The sequence below is a fragment of the Myxococcus sp. MISCRS1 genome (assembly GCF_026626605.1).
Taxonomy (GTDB): domain Bacteria; phylum Myxococcota; class Myxococcia; order Myxococcales; family Myxococcaceae; genus Myxococcus; species Myxococcus fulvus.
The window spans coordinates 4,317,534-4,340,026 of sequence record NZ_JAPNKB010000001.1 but is presented as its reverse complement, the minus strand read 5'-3'; the positions used below and the strand labels follow the sequence as shown (position 1 = coordinate 4,340,026).

Genomic DNA, 22,493 nt, shown 5'->3' with positions numbered 1-22,493 from the left:
CAGGGCCGTGAGGCGGGCGCCGTGGCCGGGTGCGTCACCCGGTGCCGAGGCCGTGGCGGCGCGGGGCGGGGATGGAGGGGTGCTCGCTCCCGGCGCATTTGCGTGTTTGCCACGTGGGTGTGGTCGAATCGCGCAAGAAACCGCGCTCCAGGACTCCTAGGGTTGCATGCGGGAGGCCCGGGTGGAGGGAGTGGTCCGCATGCGGCGCATTCGAGTCATCGACAGTCATACAGGTGGAGAGCCCACGCGGGTGGTGACGGAGGGGGGCCCGGAGCTGGGCACGGGCGACCTGGCGAGCTTGCGCGAGCGGTTCCGGGAGCGCTTCGACGACTTCCGCAAGGCCATCGTCTGCGAGCCCCGGGGCTCGGACGTCATGGTGGGCGCGCTGTTGTGCCCGCCCGTCAGCCCCTCGAGCGTCGCGGGCATCATCTTCTTCAACAACGTGGGCTACCTGGGCATGTGTGGCCATGGGACCATCGGCGTGGTGAAGACGCTGGAGCACCTGGGCCGCATCGGCCCCGGCGTGCACGCGCTGGAGACGCCCGTGGGCGTGGTGAAGGCCACCCTGCACCCGGACGGGAGCGTCAGCATCGCCAACGTGCCCAGCTACCGCTGGGCGCACGACGTGAAGGTGGACGTGCCCGGGCATGGCGTGGTGCACGGCGACATCGCGTGGGGCGGCAACTGGTTCTTCCTCTCGCGCGCGACGAACCCTCCGCTGGAGCTGGCGCGGGTGCCGTCGCTGCTCGCGTACACGTCCGCCATCAAGCAGGCGCTCGCGGACCAGGGCATCACGGGGGAGGGCGGCGCGGAGATCGACCACGTGGAGCTGTATGCGCCGTCGCCGACGCCGGGCGTGGATGCGCGCAACTTCGTGCTGTGCCCGGGGCTCGCGTATGACCGTTCTCCGTGTGGCACGGGGACGAGCGCGAAGGTGGCGTGTCTGGCCGCGGAGGGCGCGCTCGCCGAGGGCGACACGTGGGTGCAGGAGAGCATCATCGGCAGCCGCTTCCAGGCGCGCTACGTGCGTGATGGCGAGCGTGTCCTGCCCACGATTACGGGCACGGCTTCTGTCAACGCGGAGGCCACGCTGCTGGTGGACCCGAAGGACCCGTTCGCGTGGGGCATCGGATGAGCGCCTTCGACTGCGTCATCGTCGGCGGTGGCATCGTCGGCGCGGCGCTCGCGGAGGCGCTGTCCACCGAGGGGATGTCCGTGGCGCTCGTCGAGGCGCGCTCCATCGGCACCGCGACCACCGCGTGCGGGATGGGGCACCTGGTCGCGATGGATGACAACGCGGCGGAGCTCGCGTTGACCGCGTACTCCGTGTCGCTCTGGCGGCAGCTCGCGCAGGGGCTGCCGCGCGCCGTGGAGTACGACGCGTGCGGCACCTTGTGGCTGGCGGCGGATGACGAGGAGATGGCCGCCGTCTCCGCGAAGGTCGCCAATTATCGCGCCGCGGGTGTTCGGGCCGAGGTGTTGGATGCGGCCGCGTTGTACGAGGCGGAGCCTGCGTTGGCCCCCGGGCTCGTCGGTGCGCTGCGGGTGCCGGATGACGCCGTGCTGTATCCGCCGGTGGCCGCGCGGACCTTCGCGCAGAGGGCGCAGGCGCGTGGGGCGAAGGTGATGACGGGATGTCAGGTCCGGGAGCTGCGGCCCGAAGGTGTCTTCCTGACGAACGGGGAGGTACTGAAGGCCGGGCGGGTGGTGCTCGCGGCGGGCGTGGCGAGTCTCTCGCTCTGTCCGGAGCTGCCCATCTCTCCGCGCAAGGGACATCTGCTCATCACGCGGCGCGGTGCTCCCGTGGTGCATCACCAGCTCGTGGAGCTGGGGTACCTGAAGAGCGCGCATGGCACGGATGGGGCGTCGGTCGCGTTCAATGCGCAGCCCCGGGTCACCGGGCAGTTGCTGCTCGGGTCGTCGCGGCAGCCCGGGGAGGCGAGCCGTGAGGTGGAAGCCGTCATCCTGGAGCGCATGCTGAAGCGCGCGGCGATGTTCCTCCCGGGACTCGATGGCTTGCAGGCGCTGCGCGTGTGGACGGGACTGCGTCCGGCGAGCCCGGATGGACTGCCGCTCTTGGGAGCGCATCCGGAGAAGCCGTGGCTGTGGCTGGCTTGTGGGCATGAGGGATTGGGCATCACCACCGCCACGGGGAGCGCGCGGCTGGTCGCGGACCAGATGCTCGGGCGTAAGAGCGCCATCGATGTGTCGGCGTACTCGCCCTCTCGCTTCCTGGGTGGGGCGACTCGCGAGGTGGCGCATGCGTGAGTGGGTGCCGCAGGGCGCCTCGACGGACGTGCGCCGCCCATGGATGGGCGCTTCGTCGCTCTACGCCGCCGGTGGGCTGATGCATGAGCAGGAGTCGCAAGGCTCCTGGAGGCCGCGTCGTCGCGAGGTGCCCCATGGGTGAGCCGTCGCGCAAGGCACCTGCCTCCGTCACGCTGCGTATCAACGGGCAAGCCGTCACCGTTCCCTCGGGCACCTCCGTGGCCGCGGCGCTCGCGATGACGGAGCGGTTCGTCAGCCGCGCGGACCTGGGTGGACGTCCTAGGGGCCCGCTGTGCGGCATGGGCGTGTGCTTCGAGTGTCGGGCCACCGTCGACGGCGTGTCGGAGGTCCTCACGTGCCTGACGCCGTGTCGTGACGACCTGGAGGTGGTGACCGATGGGTGAGGGATTCATGCCCGGAGTTGCGCGTGTCTCCTCCTCGTTGCCGAGTGGGTGCGAGGCTCGCCGTCTCCTGTGCGTCACGGCCCGCTGTGTGTCCGAACAGGAGCGCCCCGATGCGTGAGACGTGTGACGTCGTCATCGTCGGCGCGGGACCCGGTGGGCTCGCCGCCGCCTGTCATGCGGCCGAGGCGGGATTGAAGGTCCTGGTCCTCGATGCGCAGCCCGATCCCGGTGGGCAGATCTGGCGCGGTGAGGCACGGACGGGGAAGAACCCGCTCGCGCGCAAGTGGCTCACGCGCTTCGCCGCCTCTGGGGCCCGCTTCCGTCCTGGTGCGCGGGTCATCGCCTCGCCCGAGCCCGGTGTGCTCCTGGTGGAGGAGGGTGCCTCCTCGTTCACCGTGCACCATGGCCGCGCCATCCTGGCCACGGGTGCACGTGAGCGCTTCCTCCCGTTCCCCGGCTGGACGCTCCCCGGTGTGCTCGGTGTCAGCGGTCTCCAGGTGCTCGTGAAGGACGGCCTGCCGATTCGCGGCAAGCGCGTGGTGCTCGCGGGCACGGGGCCGCTGCTCCTCGCCGCCGCCGCGACGATTCAGTCCCACGGCGGAGAGGTCCTCTCCATCGCCGAGCAGGCTCCCGCCGCGGACCACTGGCGCTTCGCGCTCCAGCTCTGGCGCCATCCCTCGAAGCTGCTCCAGGGCGCGGTGATGACCGCGAAGCTCATCAGCGTCCCCACGTCCACGGACGCGTGGGTGCTCGCCGCCGAGGGCACGGACCGCCTGGAGTCCGTGCGCCTGTCCGTGCGAGGCCACGAGGAGCACCTGCGCTGCGACTACCTGGGCGCGTCCTATGGCCTTGTGCCCAACCTGGAGCTGCCCCGGCTGCTGGGCTGCGAGGTCTCCCACGGCGCGGTCCTCGTGGACGACCGACTGGAGACCCGCGTCCCTCGCGTGCACGCCGTGGGCGAGCTGCTCGGCATCGGCGGTGTGGACCAGGCGCTCGTCACCGGCGAGCTCGCGGGCTTTGTCGCCGCGGACCGTCCCGTCCCCGAGTCTCTCACCCGTGCCTGGCGAGGCGTGCGCGACTTCTCCGTCCACCTCGCGCGGCACGACGCACCCCGCGAGGAGCTGCGCCGACTGGCCCGGCCCGACACCCTGCTGTGCCGCTGTGAAGACGTGCCCCTGTCCGCGCTGGAGGGCTGCACGAATCTGCGCGAGGCGCGCCTGTACGCCCGGCTGGGCATGGGCGCGTGTCAGGGGCGCACCTGCGGCCCCGCGGCGCAGACGCTCTTTGGTTGGTCGGGCGAGGACGTGCGCCCGCCCTGTCTCCCCGCGCGCATCGGCAGCCTGCGCCTTCCTCCCTCCGACGTTTCCCCTTCCCACACGAGCAAGTCATGAGCCTCTGGTCCGGTGTCCTCCCCGCCATCACCACCCCCTTCAACGCGGACCTGTCCGTCGACCACGGCGCGGTGCGCTCGCACGTGCAGTGGCTCATCTCCCAGGGCTGCACGGGCATCATCCCCTGCGGCTCGCTGGGCGAGGGCGCGACGCTGACCTCCGAGGAGAAGGCCGCGCTGATGCGCACGTGCGTGTCCGCTGTGAAGGCGCCCGTCATCCCCGGCATCGCCGCGCTGTCCACCGCCGAGGCCGTGCGGCTGGCCCGCGCCGCCGAGGAGGCCGGGTGCGCCGGCCTCATGGTGCTGCCGCCGTATGTCTATTCGAGCGACTGGCGCGAGATGAAGGCGCACATGTCCACGGTCCTCCGCGCCACGAAGCTGCCGTGCCTGCTCTACAACAACCCCGTGGCCTACAAGACGGACTTCACGCCCGCGCAGCTGGCGGAGCTGGCCGCCGAGCACGACAATGCGGTCGCCGTGAAGGAGTCCTCCACCGATGCCCGCCGCGTCACCGGCATCCGCGCCCTGCTGGGCGACCGGCTGACCCTGGGCGTGGGCGTGGATGACTGCCTCGTCGAGGGCGTGGAGGCGGGCGCGCGCTTCTGGGTGGCCGGGCTGGTGAATGCCTTCCCCGCCGAGTCGGTGCGCCTGCTCGAGCTGTCCCTGGCCGGCAAGAAGGACGCTGCGTTCGCGCTGTACCGGTGGTTCCTGCCGCTGTTGCGCCTGGACACCGTCCCCAAGTTCGTCCAGCTCATCAAGCTGGTGCAGCAGGAGATGGGCTGGGGCCACGAGCGGGTGCGCGGGCCCCGGATGGAGCTGGTGGGCGCCGAGCGTGAGGAGTGCCTGCGCGTGCTGCGCGAGGCGTTGGCGAACCGCCCCGCGCTGTAGGGCCGATTCGTGGTGTGACGTAGCCGAGGTCGAAGCTTCGAGGGGCACGGCCGTGTCCCTCCCCGACGTGAGGTAGTGGCATGAGCTGGATGGGATTGTCGTTGATTGGCGCCGGGCGCGGCGAGCCCGGTGGCGCGACGTTCACCGGATGGAACCCGGCGGAGGGCGTGGCGCTGGAGGTGCGCTTCCACGCCGCGCGGCCGCATGAGGTGGAGCGGGCGTGCTCGCTCGCGGCGGAGGCGGCGCCGTCGCTCGCGGCCCTGTCCTCGCGGCAGCGCGCGGTGTTCCTGGAGCACATCGCCGAGGCGCTCCTCGCGGCGGAGGCGGACTTCCTCGCGGTGACGCCGAAGGAGACGGGCCTGCCTCCCGCGCGCATCCAGGGCGAGCTGGGCCGCGCGGCGGGACAGTTCCGCCAGTTCGCGCGACTGTTGGAGGAGGGCAGCTGGGTGGATGCGCGCATCGACCACGCGATGCCCGACAGGAAGCCCCTGCCGCGCGCGGACCTGCGCTCGATGCTGCGCCCGGTGGGACCGGTGGCGGTGTTCGGCGCGAGCAACTTCCCGCTCGCGTTCTCCGTGGCCGGAGGTGACACCGCGTCCGCGCTGGCCGCGGGCTGTCCCGTCGTGGCCAAGGCCCACCCTGCGCACCCGGCGACGTCCGAGCGCGCGGCCGTGGCCATCCGCGCCGCCGTGGTCGCGTGCGGTCTGCACGAGGGCGTCTTCTCGCTCCTGTTCGACGCGGGCACGGAGGTGGGCGCGGCGCTGGTGCGTCACCCGGCCATCCGCTCGGTGGGCTTCACGGGCTCGCGTCAGGGAGGACAGGCGTTGATGGCGCTGGCGGCCTCCCGTCCCCTGCCCATTCCCGTCTTCGCGGAGATGGGCTCCATCAATCCCATCTTCGTGTTGCCGGAGGCCCTGGCCGCGCGACCCGAGGCGATGGCGGACTCGCTGGCCGCGTCGATTCTCCAGGGGGCGGGACAGTTCTGCACCTCGCCCGGCCTGGTCGTGGCGGTGGAGGGGCCGGGGTACGAGGCCTTCCGCGCGCGGCTGGCGGAGAAGCTCGGTGCGGCGTCGCCCGCGCCCATGCTGACGCCGAACATCGCCGAGCGCTTCCGTGAGGGCGTCGGCCGGCTCGCGGCGCGCACGGACACCCGGACCTGTGTGCGGGGTGAGTCTCGGGCGGCGCTCGGGGCCGCGGCGCTGTTCGAGGCGCCGGCCACGGTGGTGCTCGCGGAGCACGCGCTGACCGAGGAGGTGTTCGGTAGCTGCGCGGTGCTGACGCCGGCGAAGGACGCGGCGGAGCTGGTGCGCGTGGCGTCCGGACTGGAGGGACAGCTCACGGCGACGGTGTTGATGGACGCGGGGGACACGGCGGTGGCGGCGGAGCTGTTCCCCGTGCTGACGGACCGCGTGGGGCGCGTGCTGGTGAACGGGGTGCCCACGGGCGTGGAGGTCTGTCCGGCGATGGTGCACGGCGGTCCCTTCCCGGCCAGCTCGGATGGGCGCTTCACCGCGGTGGGCACCGGGGCCATCCGCCGCTTCGTGCGGCCCGTGTGCTACCAGGACGTGCCGGATGCGCTGTTGCCGCCCGAACTGCGCGAGTCGAACCCGCTCGGCCTGTGGCGCACGGTGGATGGCGTGTTGAAGCGGGAGTGAGTCGACTCCCAGGTGGCGCCACGTCCACCCGGGAGTCGTGCCGCGTCTTACGGCCCCGTGTCGAAGCGGGCCTCCAGCTTCACGCCCGAGTAGGGCGTCCGGGCGTTGAGCATCAGATAGATGTAGCTGCCGGTCGGCGGTGACGGGATGTCCACCGTCTCGTCATTGCCTGACAGGTAGGGCCGGTGGTCGTATGTCGTGAGGCTGGGCCACGTCGAGGCGCGCACGTACAGGTCCGCGTTGCCCGTGCCGCCGCTCATCTGGAAGCGCAGGTTGCGCGCGCCATTGGGCACCCACAGGTAGAAGTACTGCAACCCGCTCGTCGCGGACAGCGGCCCGCGGTAGCAGCCATTGCCCAGCATCCTGGAGTCGGAGCCCGTGCACGGTGTCCCCGTCCCTGGCCCCGGACCTGGATTCACACAGGTGCTCGGGTCGCTCGCGGTGGCCACGCACGTCAACCACTCGTGGAACTCCGGGTCGTTCGCCGTGCCCAGCGCGTCGAGTGACTGGCGATACGCGGCGTAGCTCCCCGCCCGGAACTGTCCCAGGAACGTGCCCACCTGGTCCGCGTGCCGCTCGAACATGAAGCGCACCGCGAGGTAGCCCCACGTGTACACGCGCTCCGTGCCGCTGTTGTAGTCGTTGCGCAGAATCTGGCTGAGCTGGAACGCCTTGCCGGCCCCCACCGCCACCGCGCTCGCGTTGTCGCTCTTCTTCGAGATGTACTCGGCCAGGCCCTCAATCCACCAGATGGTGGGCTGGCTCACGCTGGCGCCGAAGTCGCCCTTCATGTCGAAGCGGCCATCCAGGTAGTGCACGTACTCGTGCTCCAGGTTCCATATCTGGAACGTGGGCCGCACCCACTCCGCCTCGTAGGCGATGAACCGCGCCTGGTTGCCCGACGCGGAAGGGTCTCCCTCCAGGTACATTCCACCGTTGTTCGTGTCGATGCCGAACAGCGCCCCCGCGTACGTCTGATAGTCCAGGCTGCTGTCGAAGATGACCATCTCCAGCGCGGTGTTGTTGTCCCCGGCCACCGGCACGCGCCCCGTCTTCAGCATGTCGTGGAAGTACGTCTCCTGCGCGGCGAGCTTGGCGCAGCTCTGGCTGAACTGCGAAGAAGTCATGTCCTGCGCGCGCATGCGCAACGTCGCGCCGCAGTTGTACGTCACGCGCAACACCGCCTGCTCCAGCGTGCGACGGAAGTCACAGATGCCGTAGTACGCGCAGTTCGCGCCGTCGTAGTAGTCCGCCATCTCCGCGGCGCCCACCCAGACGCCCGCCGTGGGCCCCGTCATCTGGTGGTTCGCGATGAGCGCCCGCACCTTGGGACGCGACTTGTCCTGGAGCGCGCCCGGGTACTGGAGGAAGCGCGCCAGCTCGCGCGCGGCGTTGACCGTGAGGTACTGGTTGTCCGTGCCCAGCAGGTGCTCGGTGCGCAGGCCGAAGGACTCCAGCGCGTCGATGATGGCGCTGTCCTGCTGCACGGCCGCGATGAAGGCCGCGTCGTAGTGTCCCCGGAACAGGCCGACGAAGACGTTGTTGGTGGCGGCGCGCATGTACCAGAACGTCTCGGCGGTGGTGTTGAAGCGGTCCAGGAGCCCCTTGAACGTCGCCAGGTGCCGCGCGCTCTCCCCCGCGCTGTCGATGAGCGTGACGAACTCCCGCAGCACCGCGCCGTGCGCGTCGTTGACGTCCCGGAAGTGGCTGTTGGCGACGAAGGCCGCCAGCGCCGGACGGATGGCGTTGCCGAGCGCCGTGCCGTACGCCCCCACCACGTCCGGGCTGTAGAACTGCACGTAGTACCCGGCCCGGAGGAACAGGATGAGCTGGAGCGTCTGCCCGCTGTTGTCCCCCACGTAGCCCTGTGCGCTGGTGGTGAGCGCGTTGGCGATGGTGACCATCTTGCTCTCGATGAACACCTGCCGCGCCAGCGTGCCGGTGACACCGAACAGCGTGTTGACGCACGCCTCCGTGGAGCCCTTCACCAGGGTGACGAGCGCCGCGCCGCTGGCCGAGCCGAAGGCCGCCGTGTCACAGGCGGCCAGCAACGCCCGGGCGGGAGGCGGTGGGGCGAGCTCCTGACGGAGTTGCTCCGGCGCGACGTCGGGCGAGCGCTCTTCGGGCAGGATGCGCTGATGGGCATGCTCCAGCCCGTGAAGGCGCTGGGCGGACCCGGTCGGCGGGGGAGCCCCGGGGCGGGCGTCCGCTCCAGGGGCGAAGACTCCGATACAGAGGGCGAGGACGATGTGACAGCGACACCAATCCGTGATTGGACTGCGCATGCTCGTGCTCCTCGGGGTGGGGGCTTTGCCGCACGGTGTCGACAGGACTGGACGACGCCGACGTGGGTTTCACGCGGTGTTCAAGGTATTCCTGGGCCGGTGCGCTGTTCTTGTGTCTTTCCCACGCGGGGATGAATGGAAACGACCAAAGGGCGAGAGGCGTTGGAGCACTGGCGGGTGGAGTTCATGGGGCGGGTGACGAACCCGCTGTTCGCGGAGGCGCTGTTCGACCGGGTGCCGGACATCGTCTTCTCGGTGAAGGACATCCAGGGCCGGTACGTGTGCATCAGCGAGGCGTGCGCGGAGCGCTGCGGGCTGAAGAGCAAGGCGGCGGCGGTGGGGCGCACGGCGCACGAGCTGTTCCCCCAGCACATGGCGGACCGGTACGTGCGGCAGGACGAGAAGGTGTTCCGCACGGGGCGCCCGCTGGTGGACAACCTGGACCTGACGCTGTTCAACAACCGCGAGCCGGGCTGGTGTCTGACGAGCAAGGTGCCGCTGTTCGACGCCACGGGCGACGTGATGGGGCTGGCGTGTCTGTCAAAGGACATCCACGAGCCGGGGCGCGCGGGGCTGGTGGACGAGCGCTTCGCGGCGACCATCGACTTCATCCAGGCGAACTACGGGGAGCGGCTGCGCATCGACTCGCTGGCGCGGCGCGCGGGCATGTCCGCGGCGCAGTTCGAGCGGCGGATGCGGCGCATCTTCCAGCTCTCCGCGGGGCAGTTCATCATGAAGACGCGCATCGACGCCGCGGCGGAGCGACTGGTGGAGGACGTGCGCGAGCCCATCGCCGCCATCGCGCTGTCCGTGGGCTTCTGCGACCAGAGCGCCCTGTCACGCCAGTTCAAGCAGGTGACGGGCCTGAGTCCCCGCGAGTACCGGCAGCTCGTCGAGTCCGTCCCTGGCACCGCCGTGTCCCGGCGCAAGCGCTGAGGGGCCTGGGGGGCTTCCCCAAAGCCTGGCAGGTGTGATGCGCTCCGGGCTGGTCATGAAAGCCTTCACGCTGCCCGTGTCCACCGTCCTGTTCCATGTCGTGGCCCTGGGGTTCTTCGGGGCCTGCGCGGCGTGGCTCGTCCAGGAGTCCCTGCTGCTCTGCGGACGTCGGGCGATGATGGGGTTCGCGGTGGCCGTGGCCTCGGGCGCGCAGGTGCTGTTGTCCTTGAGCACCGTGAGGGGGCTCTGGGTCGCGCGACGCTGCTGTCCGCCCGCGCGCGGGTGGTGACGTATCTTCAGTTCAGGGGTTGGTGCTGGGGCCGTCCTCTCGCTGACGCTCACTTCCGGGCGGCGGGCGCGGGGGCCGCACGCTTCTTCCACGGGTCTCCGCCCACGCCGGAGTCCACGAGCTGGAAGGGACTCTCTCCGCTCATCCGCACCAGCCCGAGGCTGGGCACGGAGGCGGACCACCCGGCGGTGATGCCGCCGGAGTAGGAGTACTCGCTCACCTCCAGTGTCCTGCCGGCGAGCGTCTCCAGTTGGATGATGCCCAGCACCCTGAAGACCCTCATCGGCACGACGATGGCGGTCTCCACGGCGGCCTGTCCGGACTGCCTCCCGGCAATCCCGCGTCTGTCATTCGAGTTCGTGGCCCTCCGGCCGGTTGAACCCAGACTCGCTGGAGGCGCGTGCCGTGCTGGAGATGTCAGGCATTGGGGCGCAATGAAATGACAGGTCGCGTGTCTGGTATCAGGTATGGAGCGAGGGATTCCCAGCGGGTCGCAGCCGTCCCTCCCGGGGAGGGAGCCGCCGGGGCCTTGTCCCTGGGGACGATTGTCGGATGGTGGAAAACCCAGGGGTGCCGAAAGGGCGGTCCCTGTGCGGACTGTTAAGGTCACGTGCGCTCCATGTCCCCTCCCCACTCCCCCCCGGAGGCGCCGGTCCCCACCGTGGACCTGTCCCCGGGCGCGCTGTCCCTCCAGGTCCTGGAGAGCCTCCCCCAGCTCGTCTGGATGACCCGCCCCGACGGGCACCATGTCTACTTCAACCGCCGCTGGTACGAGTACACCGGCCTGACGCCCGAGCAGGCGCTGGGCGACGGCTGGTGGCGCATCTTCCACCCGGAGGACGCGCAGGAGGCCGGCAGGCGCTGGGCCCACTCGCTCGCGACGGGGGAGCCCTACGAGGTGGAGTTCCGCTGCCGGCGCCATGATGGCGCCTGGCGGTGGATGCTCGGCCGCGCCAGCCCCCTGCGCGGCGCCAAGGGCGACATCCTCCAGTGGTTCGGCACCACCACGGACATCGAGGAGCCCAAGCGCGCCTCGGAGTCCATGCGCTTCCTGGCGGAGGCGGGGGCGCTCCTGTCCTCGTCCGCGCTCGACCTGGACGACACGCTGGCGCTGCTGGCGAAGCTGGCGGTGCCGCAGCTGGCGGACTGGTGCGCGGTGGAGCTGGTGGAGGAGGACGGCGGCACGCGCCAGGTGGCGGTGGCGCACGTGGACCCCAGCCGGGTGCGGCTGGCCGAGGAGGTGCGGGTGCGCTACCCGCCCCGCGAGGACGACCCGAACGGCGTGCTGGCCGTCATCCGCACGGGCAGGCCCGTGTTGCTGGAGTCCGTGTCCGACGACGTGCTGGCCCTGGCGGCGCGGGACCGGGAGCACCTGCGCTTCCTCACGGCGCTGGGCCTGCGCTCGGCCATGCTCATCCCCCTGAAGGCGCGCGGCCGCACCCTGGGCGCGCTCACGCTGGTGACGGCCGAGTCCAGCCGGCGCTTCGGACGGGCGGACCTGGCCTTGGGCGAGCAGCTCGCCTCGCGCGCCGCGCTGTCGGTGGACACCGCGCGCCTGTACCGCGAGGCCCAGGCCTCGCTGCGCCGCAGCCAGGAGGAGCGGCGCACCGCCCAGACGCTGCTGCGCATCGGCGAGACGCTGTCGTCGGAGCTGGACCCGGGCGTGCTCGTCCAGCGCATCACCGACGAGACGGTGGCCCTCACCGGCGCGGGCTTCGGCGCCTTCTTCGAGAACCGCGTGGACGAGCGCGGCGAGTCCTACCTGCTCTACACGCTGTCGGGCGCGCCCCGGGAGTCCTTCGCCCACCTGCCCATGCCGCGCAACACCGCCATCTTCGGCCCCACCTTCCGGGGCGAGGGCTCGCGGCTGTACGACGATGTGACGCGCCAGCCCGACTACGGCGGGAGCGCCCCGTACCACGGCATGCCCCAGGGGCACCTGCCGGTGAGGAGCTACCTGGCGGTGTCCGTGAAGAGCCGCTCCGGGGAGATTCTCGGCGGGCTGTTCTTCGGGCACGCGGAGCCGGGGCGCTTTGGCGAGGAGCACGCGCGGCTGGTGGAGGGCGTGGCGTCCCAGGCCGCGGTGGCGCTGGACAACGCGCGCCTGTTCCGCGACGCGCGCCGGGCCGAGGAGCGCTTCCGCTCCCTGGTCACCGCCACCGCGCAGGCCGTGTGGGTGACGCGGCCGGATGGGTTCATCGAGGAGGACAGCCCCTCCTGGCGCGAGTACACCGGCCAGTCGTACGACGAATGGAAGGGCACCGGCTGGCTGGACGCCGTCCACCCCGAGGACCGGGAGGCGGCCAGCCGCGCCTGGACGGCGGCGGTGACGGACGTGAAGCCGTACGAGGTCGAATACCGGCTGCGCCGCCCGGACGGGACGTACTCGCCCACGCTGGCGCGCGCGGTGCCGGTGCTGCACTCGGACGGCAAGCTGCGCGAGTGGATTGGCACCAACACGGACATGACGGCCCAGCGCCGCGTGGAGGAGGGCCTGCGCCGGTTGGACCGCGAGCAGGTGGCCCGCAGGCTGGAGGCGCTGCGCGCGGAGATGAGCGGCGCCCTGGCGAAGGAGGGCTCCGTCTCCGACATCCTCCAGGGCTGCGCGGAGGCGCTGGTGCGCCACCTGGACGCGCAGGTGGCCCGGCTGTGGCTGTACTCGCGCAGCTCCGCCATGTTGGAGCTGGTGGGCAACGCGGGCGTGTTCGCGCCGCCGCGCGAGAAGTGGGCGCGCGTGGCGGTGCACGGCGGCAGCCTGGTGGCGGAGGTGGCCCGCACGCGCGAGCAGGTCTGGGTGGACAAGATGGAGCACGACGCCCGGGTGCTGGACCCGACGTGGATTCGCGAGACGGGGCTGCGCTCGTTCGCGGGCATCCCCTTGCTGGTGCGCGGGCAGCTGGTGGGCGTGATGGGGCTCTACAGCAGGACGGTGCTGGGCGAGGACAAGGTGGCGGCGCTGGCGGCGGTGGCGGACGCGCTCGCGCAGGGGCTGGAGCGCAGGCGCGCGGAGGACTCGCTGCGGCTGCGCGCCAAGGAGCTGGCCCGCTCCAACGAGGAGCTCCAGCAGTTCGCCTACGTGGCCTCGCACGACCTGCAGGAGCCGCTGCGCATGGTGGCCGGCTACACGCAGCTGCTCGCGCGGCGCTACCAGGGCAAGCTGGACGCGGAGGCGGACACCTTCATCCACTACGCGGTGGACGGCGTCACGCGCATGCAGCGGCTCATCCAGGACCTGCTGACGTACTCGCGCGTGGGCACGCAGGGCCGCGAGCCGCGCGCGGTGGACGCGGGGCGCGCGGTGGAGCGGGCGCGGGCCAACCTCCAGGTGGCGCTGCAGGAGTCGGGCGCCCAGCTCGAGACAGGCCCGCTGCCGATGGTGCTCGCGGACGAGACGCAGCTGGTGCAGTTGTTCCAGAACCTCATCGGCAACGCGCTCAAGTTCCACGGGGCCGCGCCGCCCAGGGTGGAGGTGGCCGCCGAGGTGAAGGGCGCGGAGGCGCGCTTCACGGTGAGGGACTGGGGCATCGGCATCGACGCGCAGGACTTCGAGCGCATCTTCGTTATCTTCCAGCGCCTGCACGGCAAGGAGTCGTTCGCCGGGACGGGCATCGGGCTGGCCATCTGCAAGAAAATCGTGGAGCGTCTGGGAGGTCGCATCGGCGTGGAGTCCAAGGTGGGCGAGGGCAGCACGTTCTGGTTCACCCTGCCGCTGGCGCCGTCGGTGCCCGCGTCTTCCGAGGTGTCGTCATGAGTGACATCGGCACCGAGGAGCGCCCGCTGCGGCTGTTGCTGGTGGAGGACAACCCGGGCGACGCGCTCCTGCTCCAGGAGGAGCTGCGCGAGGTCACCGCCACGCGCTTCGAGGTGCTCCACGTCGAGCGCCTGGCGGACGCGGTGCGCGTGGTGAGCGAGGGGCCGCCGGTGGACGCGGTGCTCCTGGACCTGTCGCTGCCGGACGGGCACGGGCTGGGCAACATCCCACCGCTGCTCCAGGCCGCGCCGTCGGTGCCGCTGGTGGTGCTCACCGGCACGGACGACGAGCGCCTGGCGGTGCGCGCGGTGCACGAGGGCGCGCAGGACTACCTGGTGAAGGGCCAGGTGTCGGGGCCGCTGCTGGTGCGCGCGCTCAGGTACGCCATCGAGCGCAAGCGGGTGGAGGAGGGGCTCAAGCGCGAGGAGGCCGCGCGGCGCACGGCCACGTTCCGCGAGCAGTTCCTGGGCATCCTCGGCCATGACTTGCGAAACCCCCTGCAGGCCATCGCCGGCAACGCGTCACTGCTGCTGCGTCATGGGGGCTTGAGCGAGCCGCAGCGCAAGGCCATCAACCGCATCTCCATCTCCGCGGACCGCATGGCGCGGATGATCAATGACTTGCTCGACTTCACGCGCACGCGGCTGGGCGCGGGGTACGTGCTGGAGCGGGCGCGGATGAACCTGCACGAGGTGCTGCGCCAGGTGGTGGAGGAGCTGGAGGTGGCGCACCCGCGCCGCCAGTTCGAGCTGTCGCTCACGGGCAACGGCTGGGGGGACTGGGACGGGGACCGCATCGCGCAGGCGGCGTCGAACCTGGTGGGCAACGCCGTGCAGTACTCCCCGGAGGACACCGTGGTGCGCGTGACGGTGGCGGACGCGGAGGGCGGCGTGCGGGTGGAGGTCCACAACTGGGGCCTGCCCATCCCCGCCGAGCGCCTGGGCTCCATCTTCGACCCCTTCGGCCGCGCGCAGGACAAGCGCAGCGCGCAGCGCAACGGCCTGGGCCTGGGGCTCTACATCACCCACGAAATCGTCCGGGCCCACGGGGGCCTCTTGGGCGTGTCGTCCTCCGCCCAGGAGGGGACGGCCTTCTGGCTGAGCCTGCCGCGGCAGTTCGTCACCGAGGAGTGAAGGGACACCCCGGCAACCCCCTGGCCGCCCGCCCGCTGACTCGAGGGGCGGGCCGGGCGGGCGCGCGGCACGGGTCGCGGCGGGAAGAAGGAGGACACACCCTTCAGGGGTGCGTTCAACCTGGCCGGCGCTCTTCGGGTGGCGGCCCCCAACCTCGAGGTCCAGCGATGACCATTCTCGGCGCGGCGCTCATTGGAACGCTCCTCTTCGGCCTCATCATCTTCGCCGTCATCCTCTTCGGCGCGGCCGGCAACAAGTGGGAGAAGGACATCCGCGAGGTGACTGAAAACCAGCGGGCGCGCGGCATCGTCGGTGACGTGACGATGAACGACCAGGACGATGAGCACCACCACCCCGGCCCCCACGTGCACGCGCACGCCTGAGGCGGCGGCCTACCTGGGCCGCGGGCTGTAGTAGCGACGCAGCCAGCGGCTCAGCCCGTCCAGGCCGGGGAAGAGCACCCGCTCGGTGAGGTTCGCCTGGTCCAGCTTGTCGCGCACCTCCCACTTGAGGTCCGCGGGGATGATGAGCCGGCGCACGCCCTGCTTGCGCCGCTCCAGGAAGCTGTCCAGGCGCGCGTCCGGCCCGTTCATCACCGAGAAGAGCGCGAACTGGTTGACGATGCGCGCGTCCAACGACGGCGGCTCGAAGAAGAGCACGAACGGGTGGCGCGCCAGCCGGTCCAAATCAGAGATGGACGGCGCCACCTCCGCCAGCATCTCCCCGGAGAACACGTCCGCGCCCTCGCGCTTGAGCAGCGTCTTGAGCGGGCGGGGCAGCAGCCGGTTCGTCTCCCGGTAGTCCACGCACCACACCACGCCGTCCTCGTGCGCCAGGTCCGTGTCCTCGGTGAGGAAGTGCAGCGCGACGTAGGGGCTGAACGTCCAGTCCAGCATGCGCGTGGGCAGGCCGTGGTGCTGCGCCAGGGCGAGCCAATCCCAGACGGAGTCCAGGGGCTCACGGGGCGTGCCGCGCGCGTACTTGCGGAAGGCGCGCAGCAGGTCCTTCTCCTTGCGGACGAACAGGCCCCGGCGGTTGAGCGCGGTGGACAGGTCGTGCTCGGCGTGGGGCATGCCGCGGAACACGTAGCTGGCGCGGTGGCGGCCCAGCGCCTCGTTCCAGGAGTCCGCGAACAGCGCCTCCTGGAGCTCCAGCCATGAGCTGACCCGGTGCTCTTGCATGCGAAGGCCCGTGTCCCCACGACAGGGGACACACGGCCTTCAAGATGCGGCGCGAGGGGCTGCTTGGGAAGCCGCGCGTCAGACGACGCGCGAGTCGGTGGGCGCGAAGGACCGGGCCGGCGTCGTGGAACGCGTCGGGTGGGTGAGCCGGTGGAGGATGCGCGACAGCTCGGTCGAATCGAAGGGCTTGCGCAACAGGCACACCGCGCCCTCGAAGCTGGGCAGCTCCAGCTCCAGCCCCGTGGTGAGCACCACCGGCAGGTCCGACAGCTCACGCTGCGCGTGCAGGAGCCGGATGAGGTCCCGGCCCTCGATGTCGGGCAGGAGCCAGTCGAGCACCAGCACGTCCACGCGGGGCTCGGCGAAGAAGGCCTTGAGGGCGGAGAAGCCGCTGTCGCACGGCACGACGCGGTAGCCCTCCAGCTCCATGGCCTCGGCCACCGCCTCTCGAAGGAGGCCATCATCCTCGGCCAGGACGACGACGGGACGGTAGGTCATGCGCTCGGGCTCACAGCGGCCGGAAGGAGACATCCAACGAGCGGCGCGTGGGTCCGGCGCTCCCACCGCCTTGCGAAGGACAAGAACCCCGGAGGCCCCCGGCCCTCCTCCCGCACCTGGAGGAGGGACCGGTCCGTCGGAGTCCGGACGGGCGGCCTAGGGCCTGCCGTTCTCCGCGGGCTGGTTGAAGGCGTACTGGTCCGCGCCGGGCGCGGTGTCCTGCTGGAACAGGGGGCACCTGGAGCAGGTGAAGCTGTCCCAATCCTGGCGCACCGCCACGTCGATGCAGCCGCCATAGAAGCGGCAGTGCACGTTGCGGTGCTCCTCGATGGAGAAGGACTCCGCGCGCATGGGCAGGCGGAACTCGGTGGGACGTGGCTGTGGACAGGACATGATGACTCTCTTGCCCCCCTCGTGGGTGCGATGAACCGTTTACCGGCTGGTGCGACGCGTCATTCCCATCTGCGAGTCCGGAGCGCGGGCACCACGAGGTGCACCTGATAAGGGCCAGCAGCAAGGGTTGCCAACCCGCGGGGTCGTCCGTTCGAGGGGCGAGGTGCCAGGCGTGTGGGAGGGGCCTGGCGGGCACGGGCGGGGAGGGCTGGCTTCATCCGAACACTTCACCCGGTGGCGCCTTTCCCGGAAGATGCGGGCGTGTCCGCCCCCCTCCGTCCCCCTCGTCCGGCTCCCTCGTCGTCCCGCGGCGCGCTCGGCGCCTTCGCCCTGGCCGCGCTGCTGGCCCTGACGGCCTGCTCGGCCTTCTCCCGCGCCGTGAAGGAGGGCGACACCGCCAGCCAGCAGCAGAAGTGGGCGGAGGCGGAGGCGGCCTACCTGCGCGCGCTCGCCGCGGACCCGGAGGCCTCCGAGGTGACGGTGAAGCTGCGCGAGGTGCGCCGCGCCTGGAGCCAGGTGGTGCTGGAGGAGGCCCGGAGCGTCCATGACGCGGGGGACCTGGACGGCGCCATGAAGCGGCTGGTGCGCGCCCTGGAGCTGGACGCGGAGAACGTGGCGGCCAGGGAGCTGCTCAACGTGACGCTGGACGAGCGGGTGGCCGTGGCGCTCACCGCGCTCAAGGCGGACAAGCTCCAGGAGGCCCGCGCGGAGCTGGACGCGGTGCTGGCGGTGGCGCCGGACCACACGGGCGCCAAGAAGGCCCTGGACGCGGTGCAGGTGGCGTGGGCCAAGCGCTGGTTCAACACGGGGGACGGGCTGGAGAAGGCGGGCAAGCTGGGCAACGCGCTCGTCGCCTATGTGCGCGCGGACCAGGAGCGCGTGGGCGCCACCGCGGCGCGCGAGCGGGCGGAGGCGGTGCGCCAGAAGCTGCGCGACGAGGTGGCCTTCCTGGTCGTGGCGACGCCGGTGGAGGACCGCGCGGGCGCGCCCGACGTAGCGCAGCGACTGGCGGCGGGGCGGCTTGCGGCCATGCTGCCCACGCACCTGCCCTTGCGCGTGGTGACCGAGGCCCCCGAGGGGCGCGAGGGCGTGAAGCTGGACCTGTCCCTGGAGCGCGTGCTGCCGCTCAAGGCGGTGGAGGACTCGCAGCGCTCGCACCGCTACCTCGCGGGCAAGACGTCCGTGCCCAACCCCCGCCGCGCCGGCTTCGAGACGAAGCTGCTGCAGGCCGAGCGCACCCAGGAGGAGGTGGACCGCAAGCAGGCCCAGGCCCTGCGCGAGTACCTGCGCCTGCAGACGGAGCTCAACCTGCTGCGAGCGGGGACGGAGCGCTGCCGCGAGCGCGAGCGCCGCGAGTGCCTGGAGGCGCTGAAGGAGTGCGGCGAGGCCGCGCGCGAGGCGGAGAAGCCCGGCACGCTGCCCGGGGAGTGCAGCCCCGCCCGCTGCGCCTCCAGCTCCTGCGCGAAGGAGGAGCAGGCGTTGGCGCTGCTGCTGGCGGCGGTGAAGGTCAAGGAGGCCAGCCTGGAGGCCGCGCTGGAGAAGTCGGAGACGCAGCGCATCGAGGTGCAGCGCCACCGCGACACCACGTTCCGCGAGCCCGTCACGGTGGAGGAGCCGATGTACTCGGACTTCGTCTACGACGTGCAGCTCCACCGGCTCACCGTGACGGCCTCCGTCACCGCGGTGATGCGGGACCTGCTCAAGTCCCAGGTGCCCGCGCCGCACACGGATGACTTCTCCGTGATGCACGAGGACCTGGCGCACAAGGGCTACGACCGGTACGGCGTGCTGGCGGACCCGGTGCAACTGCGCAACGAGCTGGAGCTGCGCGTGGAGGTGGGCGACAAGGCCGTGTCGGACCTGGCCCGCCGGGTGAAGGAGCGCTTCGATGCGTACCGGGGCAAGCGCGTGGAGGACGCGCGCCGGGGCATGGTGCGCCCGGGCGCCGAGGACGTGGTGGAGACCGCCGTGCGCGCGCTGCTGCTCACCGCGGACGCGCCCCCCGCGGATGTCCTCCAGCCCCTGGCCCGCGCGCGCGGCCTCAACCGCCCCGAGACGCTGCTGGGCCTGTAAGTCGCCGCTGCCCCTGTAACCAGAGTCCGTACGGACCCGCGACACCTTTCGACTCAGGTGTCCTGTCCCAGGACACTTTGGTTACGGGGTTGTAACCATTTGGAATCAAAGGACACGGACTTCAAAGTGTCATGAGTCTTTACGCCGCGGTCCCCGAGGCGTGGAGTCCAGGCGCTCCGTGGATACCGGGTGTTTCAGTGGGAAGCTAAGGGAAATCCGCTAGTTACCTGGATGGCATGACACCTGCTCAGGGCAGGGGTCCCCGGGCTGTGGGAGTCCGGGAGCCTCATTCCTCTGCGAAGAAGGATGTTCATGTCCCAGTCCAAGATTGTCGGTGCCCTCGCGGGCCTGGCGCTGCTGGCCGGTTGCGGCGGCGAAAACACCACCCCTCCCCCCTCCGAGGAGGTCAGCCAGGGAATGTCGTGGGAGGAGTTCCTCGCGGGCGTGTACCAGGAGCCCGACACCGGCATCTTCATCGCGGATGGTGACACGCCGTTCGCCAGCGAGAAGCACCTGCGCGAGTTCTATGAGAACAACGTGCGCAACGGGCAGCTCATCGTCCACACCGCGGGCGGCGTGGACGCGGCCTGGAACGCGACGCAGAAGAAGAACATCACCTACTGCGTGAGCTCCTCGTCGTTCGGCACCCGGTACAACACCGCGGTGGCGGCCATGAAGAGCGCGGCCGAGGCCTGGGAGGCCGTGGCCAACGTGGACTTCGTGCACGTGGTGGCGCAGGACGGCAACTGCACCGCGAGCAACAGCAACGTCGTCTTCGACGTGCGCATCGTGAACTCGGGCAACCAGTACCTGGCCCGCGCGTTCTTCCCGAACGACACGCGCGCCAACCGCAACGTGCTCATCGACACGTCGGCCTTCGGCAGCATCCCGCCGTGGACGCTCGAGGGCATCCTGCGCCACGAGCTGGGCCACACGCTGGGCTTCCGCCACGAGCACACCCGTCCCCAGGCCGGCACGTGCTTCGAGGACAACAACTGGCGTCAGCTGACGGCGTACGACTCCGCGTCCGTCATGCACTATCCGCAGTGCAACGGCACCCAGAACGGGGACCTGGTCATCACCGCGCTGGACGCGCAGGGCGCCGTGGCGCTCTACGGCGCGCCGGGCGGCACGGACCCGGAGCCGCCGGGTCCTGGCACGGGCACCCCGACGACGACGACGCTCACGGGCTCCGTGGCGGCGAGCACCAACAACGCCTTCCCGGCCATCACCGTGGTCCCCGGCACGGCCTTCAACGTGACGATGACGGGCACGGGTGACCCGGACCTGTACGTGCGCTTCGGCGCGGCCCCCACCACGACCACGTACGACTGCCGCCCGTACCTCAACGGCCCGTCCGAGTCCTGCAGCCTGACGGTGCCCGCGGGCGTGACGACGGCGTACGTCATGGTGCGCGGCTACACGGCCGCCACCTTCACGCTGACCATCAACTACACCCGTCCGGACGCGGGCGGCACGCCCTCCACGGACACGAAGTCGGGCACGGTGGCCTCGGGCAGCGTCACCAACTTCCCCGCGTACAGCGTGGTGGCTGGCAGCACGTTCAAGGTCGTGATGACGGGCTCGGGTGACCCGGACCTCTACGTCCGCTTCGGCTCCGCGCCCACCACCACGGCGTACAACTGCCGCCCGTACCAGACGGGCGCCGCCGAGACGTGCGAGCTGACGGTGCCCGCCGGCCAGACGAGCGCGTACGTCCAGGTCCGCGGCTACACGGCGGGCACGTACAACCTGGCCATCAGCTACACCAAGCCGTAGTCCACACTCCCGACACCCGGGAGTGAAACACGGGCGGTCTTCCCGAGTCGGGGAGGCCGCCCGTGGTCTTTTCAGTCGATGAGCGGGCTCAGCTGCGCGCCCACCGCGCGCTGGGCATCCAGGCGGCGCCGGCGGGCGGGGGCGATGACGAGCTGCCACACGGCGCAGACGAGCCCCAGCACCAGACACCCGAGCCACAGCGCGGACGTGCCCGCGCGCCCCAGCACCCGCCCTCCGAGCGCGGGCGCGGCGCTGGAGGCCAGGCCCCAGAGCATGTGGTACGCGCCCTGGTAGCTGCCGCGCAGCCGCGTGGGCGCCAGGTCCGCGACGACGGAGGGCGCGACGGGGGCCTGGGCCATCTCCCCCAGCGTCCAGATGGCCACGGCGAGCGCCGCGAGCGCGACGTTGCCCGTCAGCGCGTGCAGGCCGAAGCCCAGGCCGGTGAGGGCCGCCGCCAGCGCGAGCGAGTGCGCGCGGCGCAGGTGCTTGAGCGCCCGGTGGGACAAGGGCTGGAGCGCGACGATGAGCAGGCCGTTGACGGACAGCACCGCGCCGAACTGCGCCTCGCTCAGGCCGCGCGCGCTCAGGTCGAGCGGGAGCGACACCTGGCTCTGATGGAAGATGATGGCCACGCCGAGGATGGGCAGCGCGAAGGCGACGAAGCTCGGGTCCAGGAAGGGCGTCAGCAGCGAGCGCAGGGCGCCGGGGGCCTGGGCGTCCTCCGACGCGGTGCGGGCGGGGCGCGTCTCCGGCAGGAGGAACCAGATGCAGCACCCGTAGGTGAACGTGGTGATGGCGTCGGCCACGAACAGCGCTACGTAGCCGAAGCGGACCATCAGCCCCGCGAGCGGCAGCGCGACGGCGAAGCCCACGTTGATGACCCAGTAGAGCAGACCGAAGGCGCGCTGCCGGTCCTCGGGGGTGACGACGTCCGCGACCGCCGCGGACACGGCGGGACGGTAGAGCTCTCCGAGGATGCCCAGGCAGAAGGCGGCGAGCGCGATGGAGGAGGGCTCGCGCGCGAAGCCGAGCAGGAGCATGCCCACCGAGCCGAGCCACAGGCCGCCCGCCAGCGTCAGGCGCCGGCCCACGCGGTCCGCGAGCATGCCGCCCAGGGGGCTCGCGATGACCGCGCCCACGCCGTAGAGCGACACGGTGAGGCCCGCCTGCTCCACGCTGAAGCCCCGCTCGCGCGTGAGGTACAGCGCGAGGAAGGGCACCACGAAGCTGCCCAGTCGATTGACCAGGGTGCCCACCCACAGCACCCAGTAGGTGCGCGGCAGGCCGCCGGCCATCTCATGCACGGCCCTGCCCAGCGCGCTCGTCGTCCATCGCGAACTCATGTGCGCACGCAGCATGTGTCAGCGCGAACGCCCTTGCACGAGCGGCCGCGGGAGCCCGTGGAACGTGGTGCTGCTTGGTGCTCCGAGGAGTTCAAGTGGGGCGGATGGGGGAGGTCGGGCATGGGAGCGACGGCGGTGGGGTGCGTGCTTCGCGCTGCGCCAGGTGCAGCGGGACGGGCCATCGCGCCGGGCCTGACATCGTCCAGGGAGGACGGGCGGCGCAGGGC

Annotated in this window: 20 protein-coding genes; 14 read left to right on the top strand and 6 right to left on the bottom strand. The window is 71.3% G+C overall.

What is annotated here, in order from left to right:
• The first annotated feature begins 199 nt into the window (after positions 1–199).
• From OWM54_RS16825 to OWM54_RS16795, 7 genes are all read left to right on the top strand, one after another.
• Positions 200–1,135, top strand: a complete 936-nt coding sequence (locus OWM54_RS16825) for a 4-hydroxyproline epimerase (RefSeq protein WP_267698172.1) — start codon at positions 200–202, stop codon at positions 1,133–1,135.
• Positions 1,132–2,268 carry an NAD(P)/FAD-dependent oxidoreductase gene (locus OWM54_RS16820; protein WP_267698171.1) on the top strand — a complete coding sequence of 379 codons (1,137 nt, stop codon included), beginning with the start codon at positions 1,132–1,134 and terminating at the stop codon, positions 2,266–2,268. Before OWM54_RS16825 ends, OWM54_RS16820 begins: the two co-directional genes overlap by 4 nt.
• Complete coding sequence (locus OWM54_RS16815) at positions 2,261–2,410, top strand: hypothetical protein (RefSeq protein ID WP_223749325.1); 150 nt, start codon at positions 2,261–2,263, stop codon at positions 2,408–2,410. Before OWM54_RS16820 ends, OWM54_RS16815 begins: the two co-directional genes overlap by 8 nt.
• Positions 2,403–2,672, top strand: coding sequence for a (2Fe-2S)-binding protein (locus OWM54_RS16810; RefSeq protein WP_223749326.1), 270 nt, complete (start codon positions 2,403–2,405; stop codon positions 2,670–2,672). Before OWM54_RS16815 ends, OWM54_RS16810 begins: the two co-directional genes overlap by 8 nt.
• 110 nt (positions 2,673–2,782) lie before the next feature.
• Complete coding sequence (locus OWM54_RS16805) at positions 2,783–4,063, top strand: NAD(P)/FAD-dependent oxidoreductase (RefSeq protein ID WP_267698170.1); 1,281 nt, start codon at positions 2,783–2,785, stop codon at positions 4,061–4,063.
• The gene (locus OWM54_RS16800; RefSeq protein WP_267698169.1) at positions 4,060–4,950 is read left to right on the top strand and encodes a dihydrodipicolinate synthase family protein; all 891 of its coding nucleotides are present in this window, start codon (positions 4,060–4,062) and stop codon (positions 4,948–4,950) included. Before OWM54_RS16805 ends, OWM54_RS16800 begins: the two co-directional genes overlap by 4 nt.
• 80 nt (positions 4,951–5,030) lie before the next feature.
• Positions 5,031–6,605, top strand: a complete 1,575-nt coding sequence (locus OWM54_RS16795; protein WP_267698168.1) for an aldehyde dehydrogenase (NADP(+)) — start codon at positions 5,031–5,033, stop codon at positions 6,603–6,605.
• Positions 6,606–6,652: 47 nt separating this feature from the next.
• Here the strand turns inward: OWM54_RS16795 and OWM54_RS16790 are convergent, their stop codons facing one another.
• Positions 6,653–8,890 carry a M9 family metallopeptidase gene (locus tag OWM54_RS16790; protein ID WP_223782438.1) on the bottom strand — a complete coding sequence of 746 codons (2,238 nt, stop codon included), beginning with the start codon at positions 8,888–8,890 and terminating at the stop codon, positions 6,653–6,655.
• A 135-nt stretch (positions 8,891–9,025) separates the two neighbouring features.
• Here OWM54_RS16790 and OWM54_RS16785 point away from each other — a divergent pair, with 135 nt between their 5' ends.
• Together OWM54_RS16785 and OWM54_RS16780 are read left to right on the top strand one after the other, a co-directional pair.
• Positions 9,026–9,826 carry an AraC family transcriptional regulator gene (locus OWM54_RS16785; protein WP_223782439.1) on the top strand — a complete coding sequence of 267 codons (801 nt, stop codon included), beginning with the start codon at positions 9,026–9,028 and terminating at the stop codon, positions 9,824–9,826.
• A gap of 55 nt (positions 9,827–9,881) precedes the next feature.
• On the top strand, positions 9,882–10,115 hold the full coding sequence (locus OWM54_RS16780) for a hypothetical protein (RefSeq protein ID WP_267698167.1): 234 nt from the start codon (positions 9,882–9,884) through the stop codon (positions 10,113–10,115).
• A 49-nt stretch (positions 10,116–10,164) separates the two neighbouring features.
• Here the strand turns inward: OWM54_RS16780 and OWM54_RS16775 are convergent, their stop codons facing one another.
• Positions 10,165–10,422, bottom strand: a complete 258-nt coding sequence (locus tag OWM54_RS16775) for a hypothetical protein (RefSeq protein ID WP_267698166.1) — start codon at positions 10,420–10,422, stop codon at positions 10,165–10,167.
• A gap of 312 nt (positions 10,423–10,734) precedes the next feature.
• Here OWM54_RS16775 and OWM54_RS16770 point away from each other — a divergent pair, with 312 nt between their 5' ends.
• The 3 genes from OWM54_RS16770 (at position 10,735) to OWM54_RS16760 (ending at position 15,382) form a co-directional block, all read left to right on the top strand.
• Positions 10,735–13,866, top strand: a complete 3,132-nt coding sequence (locus tag OWM54_RS16770; RefSeq protein WP_267698165.1) for a GAF domain-containing protein — start codon at positions 10,735–10,737, stop codon at positions 13,864–13,866.
• Positions 13,863–14,999 (top strand): sensor histidine kinase, encoded by a 1,137-nt coding sequence (locus tag OWM54_RS16765; RefSeq protein WP_223749335.1) that lies wholly within the window; start codon positions 13,863–13,865, stop codon positions 14,997–14,999. The genes OWM54_RS16770 and OWM54_RS16765 overlap by 4 nt, the downstream gene beginning before the upstream one ends.
• Positions 15,000–15,166: 167 nt before the next feature.
• Entirely contained in the window at positions 15,167–15,382 is a 216-nt protein-coding gene (locus OWM54_RS16760) for a hypothetical protein (protein WP_223749336.1), read from the top strand.
• Between the two features lie 9 nt (positions 15,383–15,391).
• Here the strand turns inward: OWM54_RS16760 and OWM54_RS16755 are convergent, their stop codons facing one another.
• The 3 genes from OWM54_RS16755 to OWM54_RS16745 form a co-directional block, all read right to left on the bottom strand.
• On the bottom strand, positions 15,392–16,180 hold the full coding sequence (locus tag OWM54_RS16755; protein WP_267698164.1) for an FRG domain-containing protein: 789 nt from the start codon (positions 16,178–16,180) through the stop codon (positions 15,392–15,394).
• 78 nt (positions 16,181–16,258) lie between these two features.
• A complete protein-coding gene (locus OWM54_RS16750) occupies positions 16,259–16,678 on the bottom strand; it encodes a response regulator (RefSeq protein WP_223749338.1) in 420 nt (139 codons plus the stop codon).
• A 156-nt stretch (positions 16,679–16,834) separates the two neighbouring features.
• Positions 16,835–17,071, bottom strand: a complete 237-nt coding sequence (locus OWM54_RS16745) for a hypothetical protein (RefSeq protein WP_046710939.1) — start codon at positions 17,069–17,071, stop codon at positions 16,835–16,837.
• A 261-nt stretch (positions 17,072–17,332) separates the two neighbouring features.
• Here OWM54_RS16745 and traC point away from each other — a divergent pair, with 261 nt between their 5' ends.
• Together traC and OWM54_RS16735 are read left to right on the top strand one after the other, a co-directional pair.
• A complete protein-coding gene (traC, locus tag OWM54_RS16740; RefSeq protein ID WP_267698163.1) occupies positions 17,333–19,144 on the top strand; it encodes an outer membrane exchange accessory lipoprotein TraC in 1,812 nt (603 codons plus the stop codon).
• Positions 19,145–19,456: 312 nt separating this feature from the next.
• Positions 19,457–20,923, top strand: a complete 1,467-nt coding sequence (locus tag OWM54_RS16735; protein ID WP_267698162.1) for a M57 family metalloprotease — start codon at positions 19,457–19,459, stop codon at positions 20,921–20,923.
• 71 nt (positions 20,924–20,994) lie between these two features.
• Here the strand turns inward: OWM54_RS16735 and OWM54_RS16730 are convergent, their stop codons facing one another.
• Entirely contained in the window at positions 20,995–22,266 is a 1,272-nt protein-coding gene (locus OWM54_RS16730) for an MDR family MFS transporter (RefSeq protein WP_267698161.1), read from the bottom strand.
• Between the last annotated feature and the right edge of the window lie 227 nt (positions 22,267–22,493).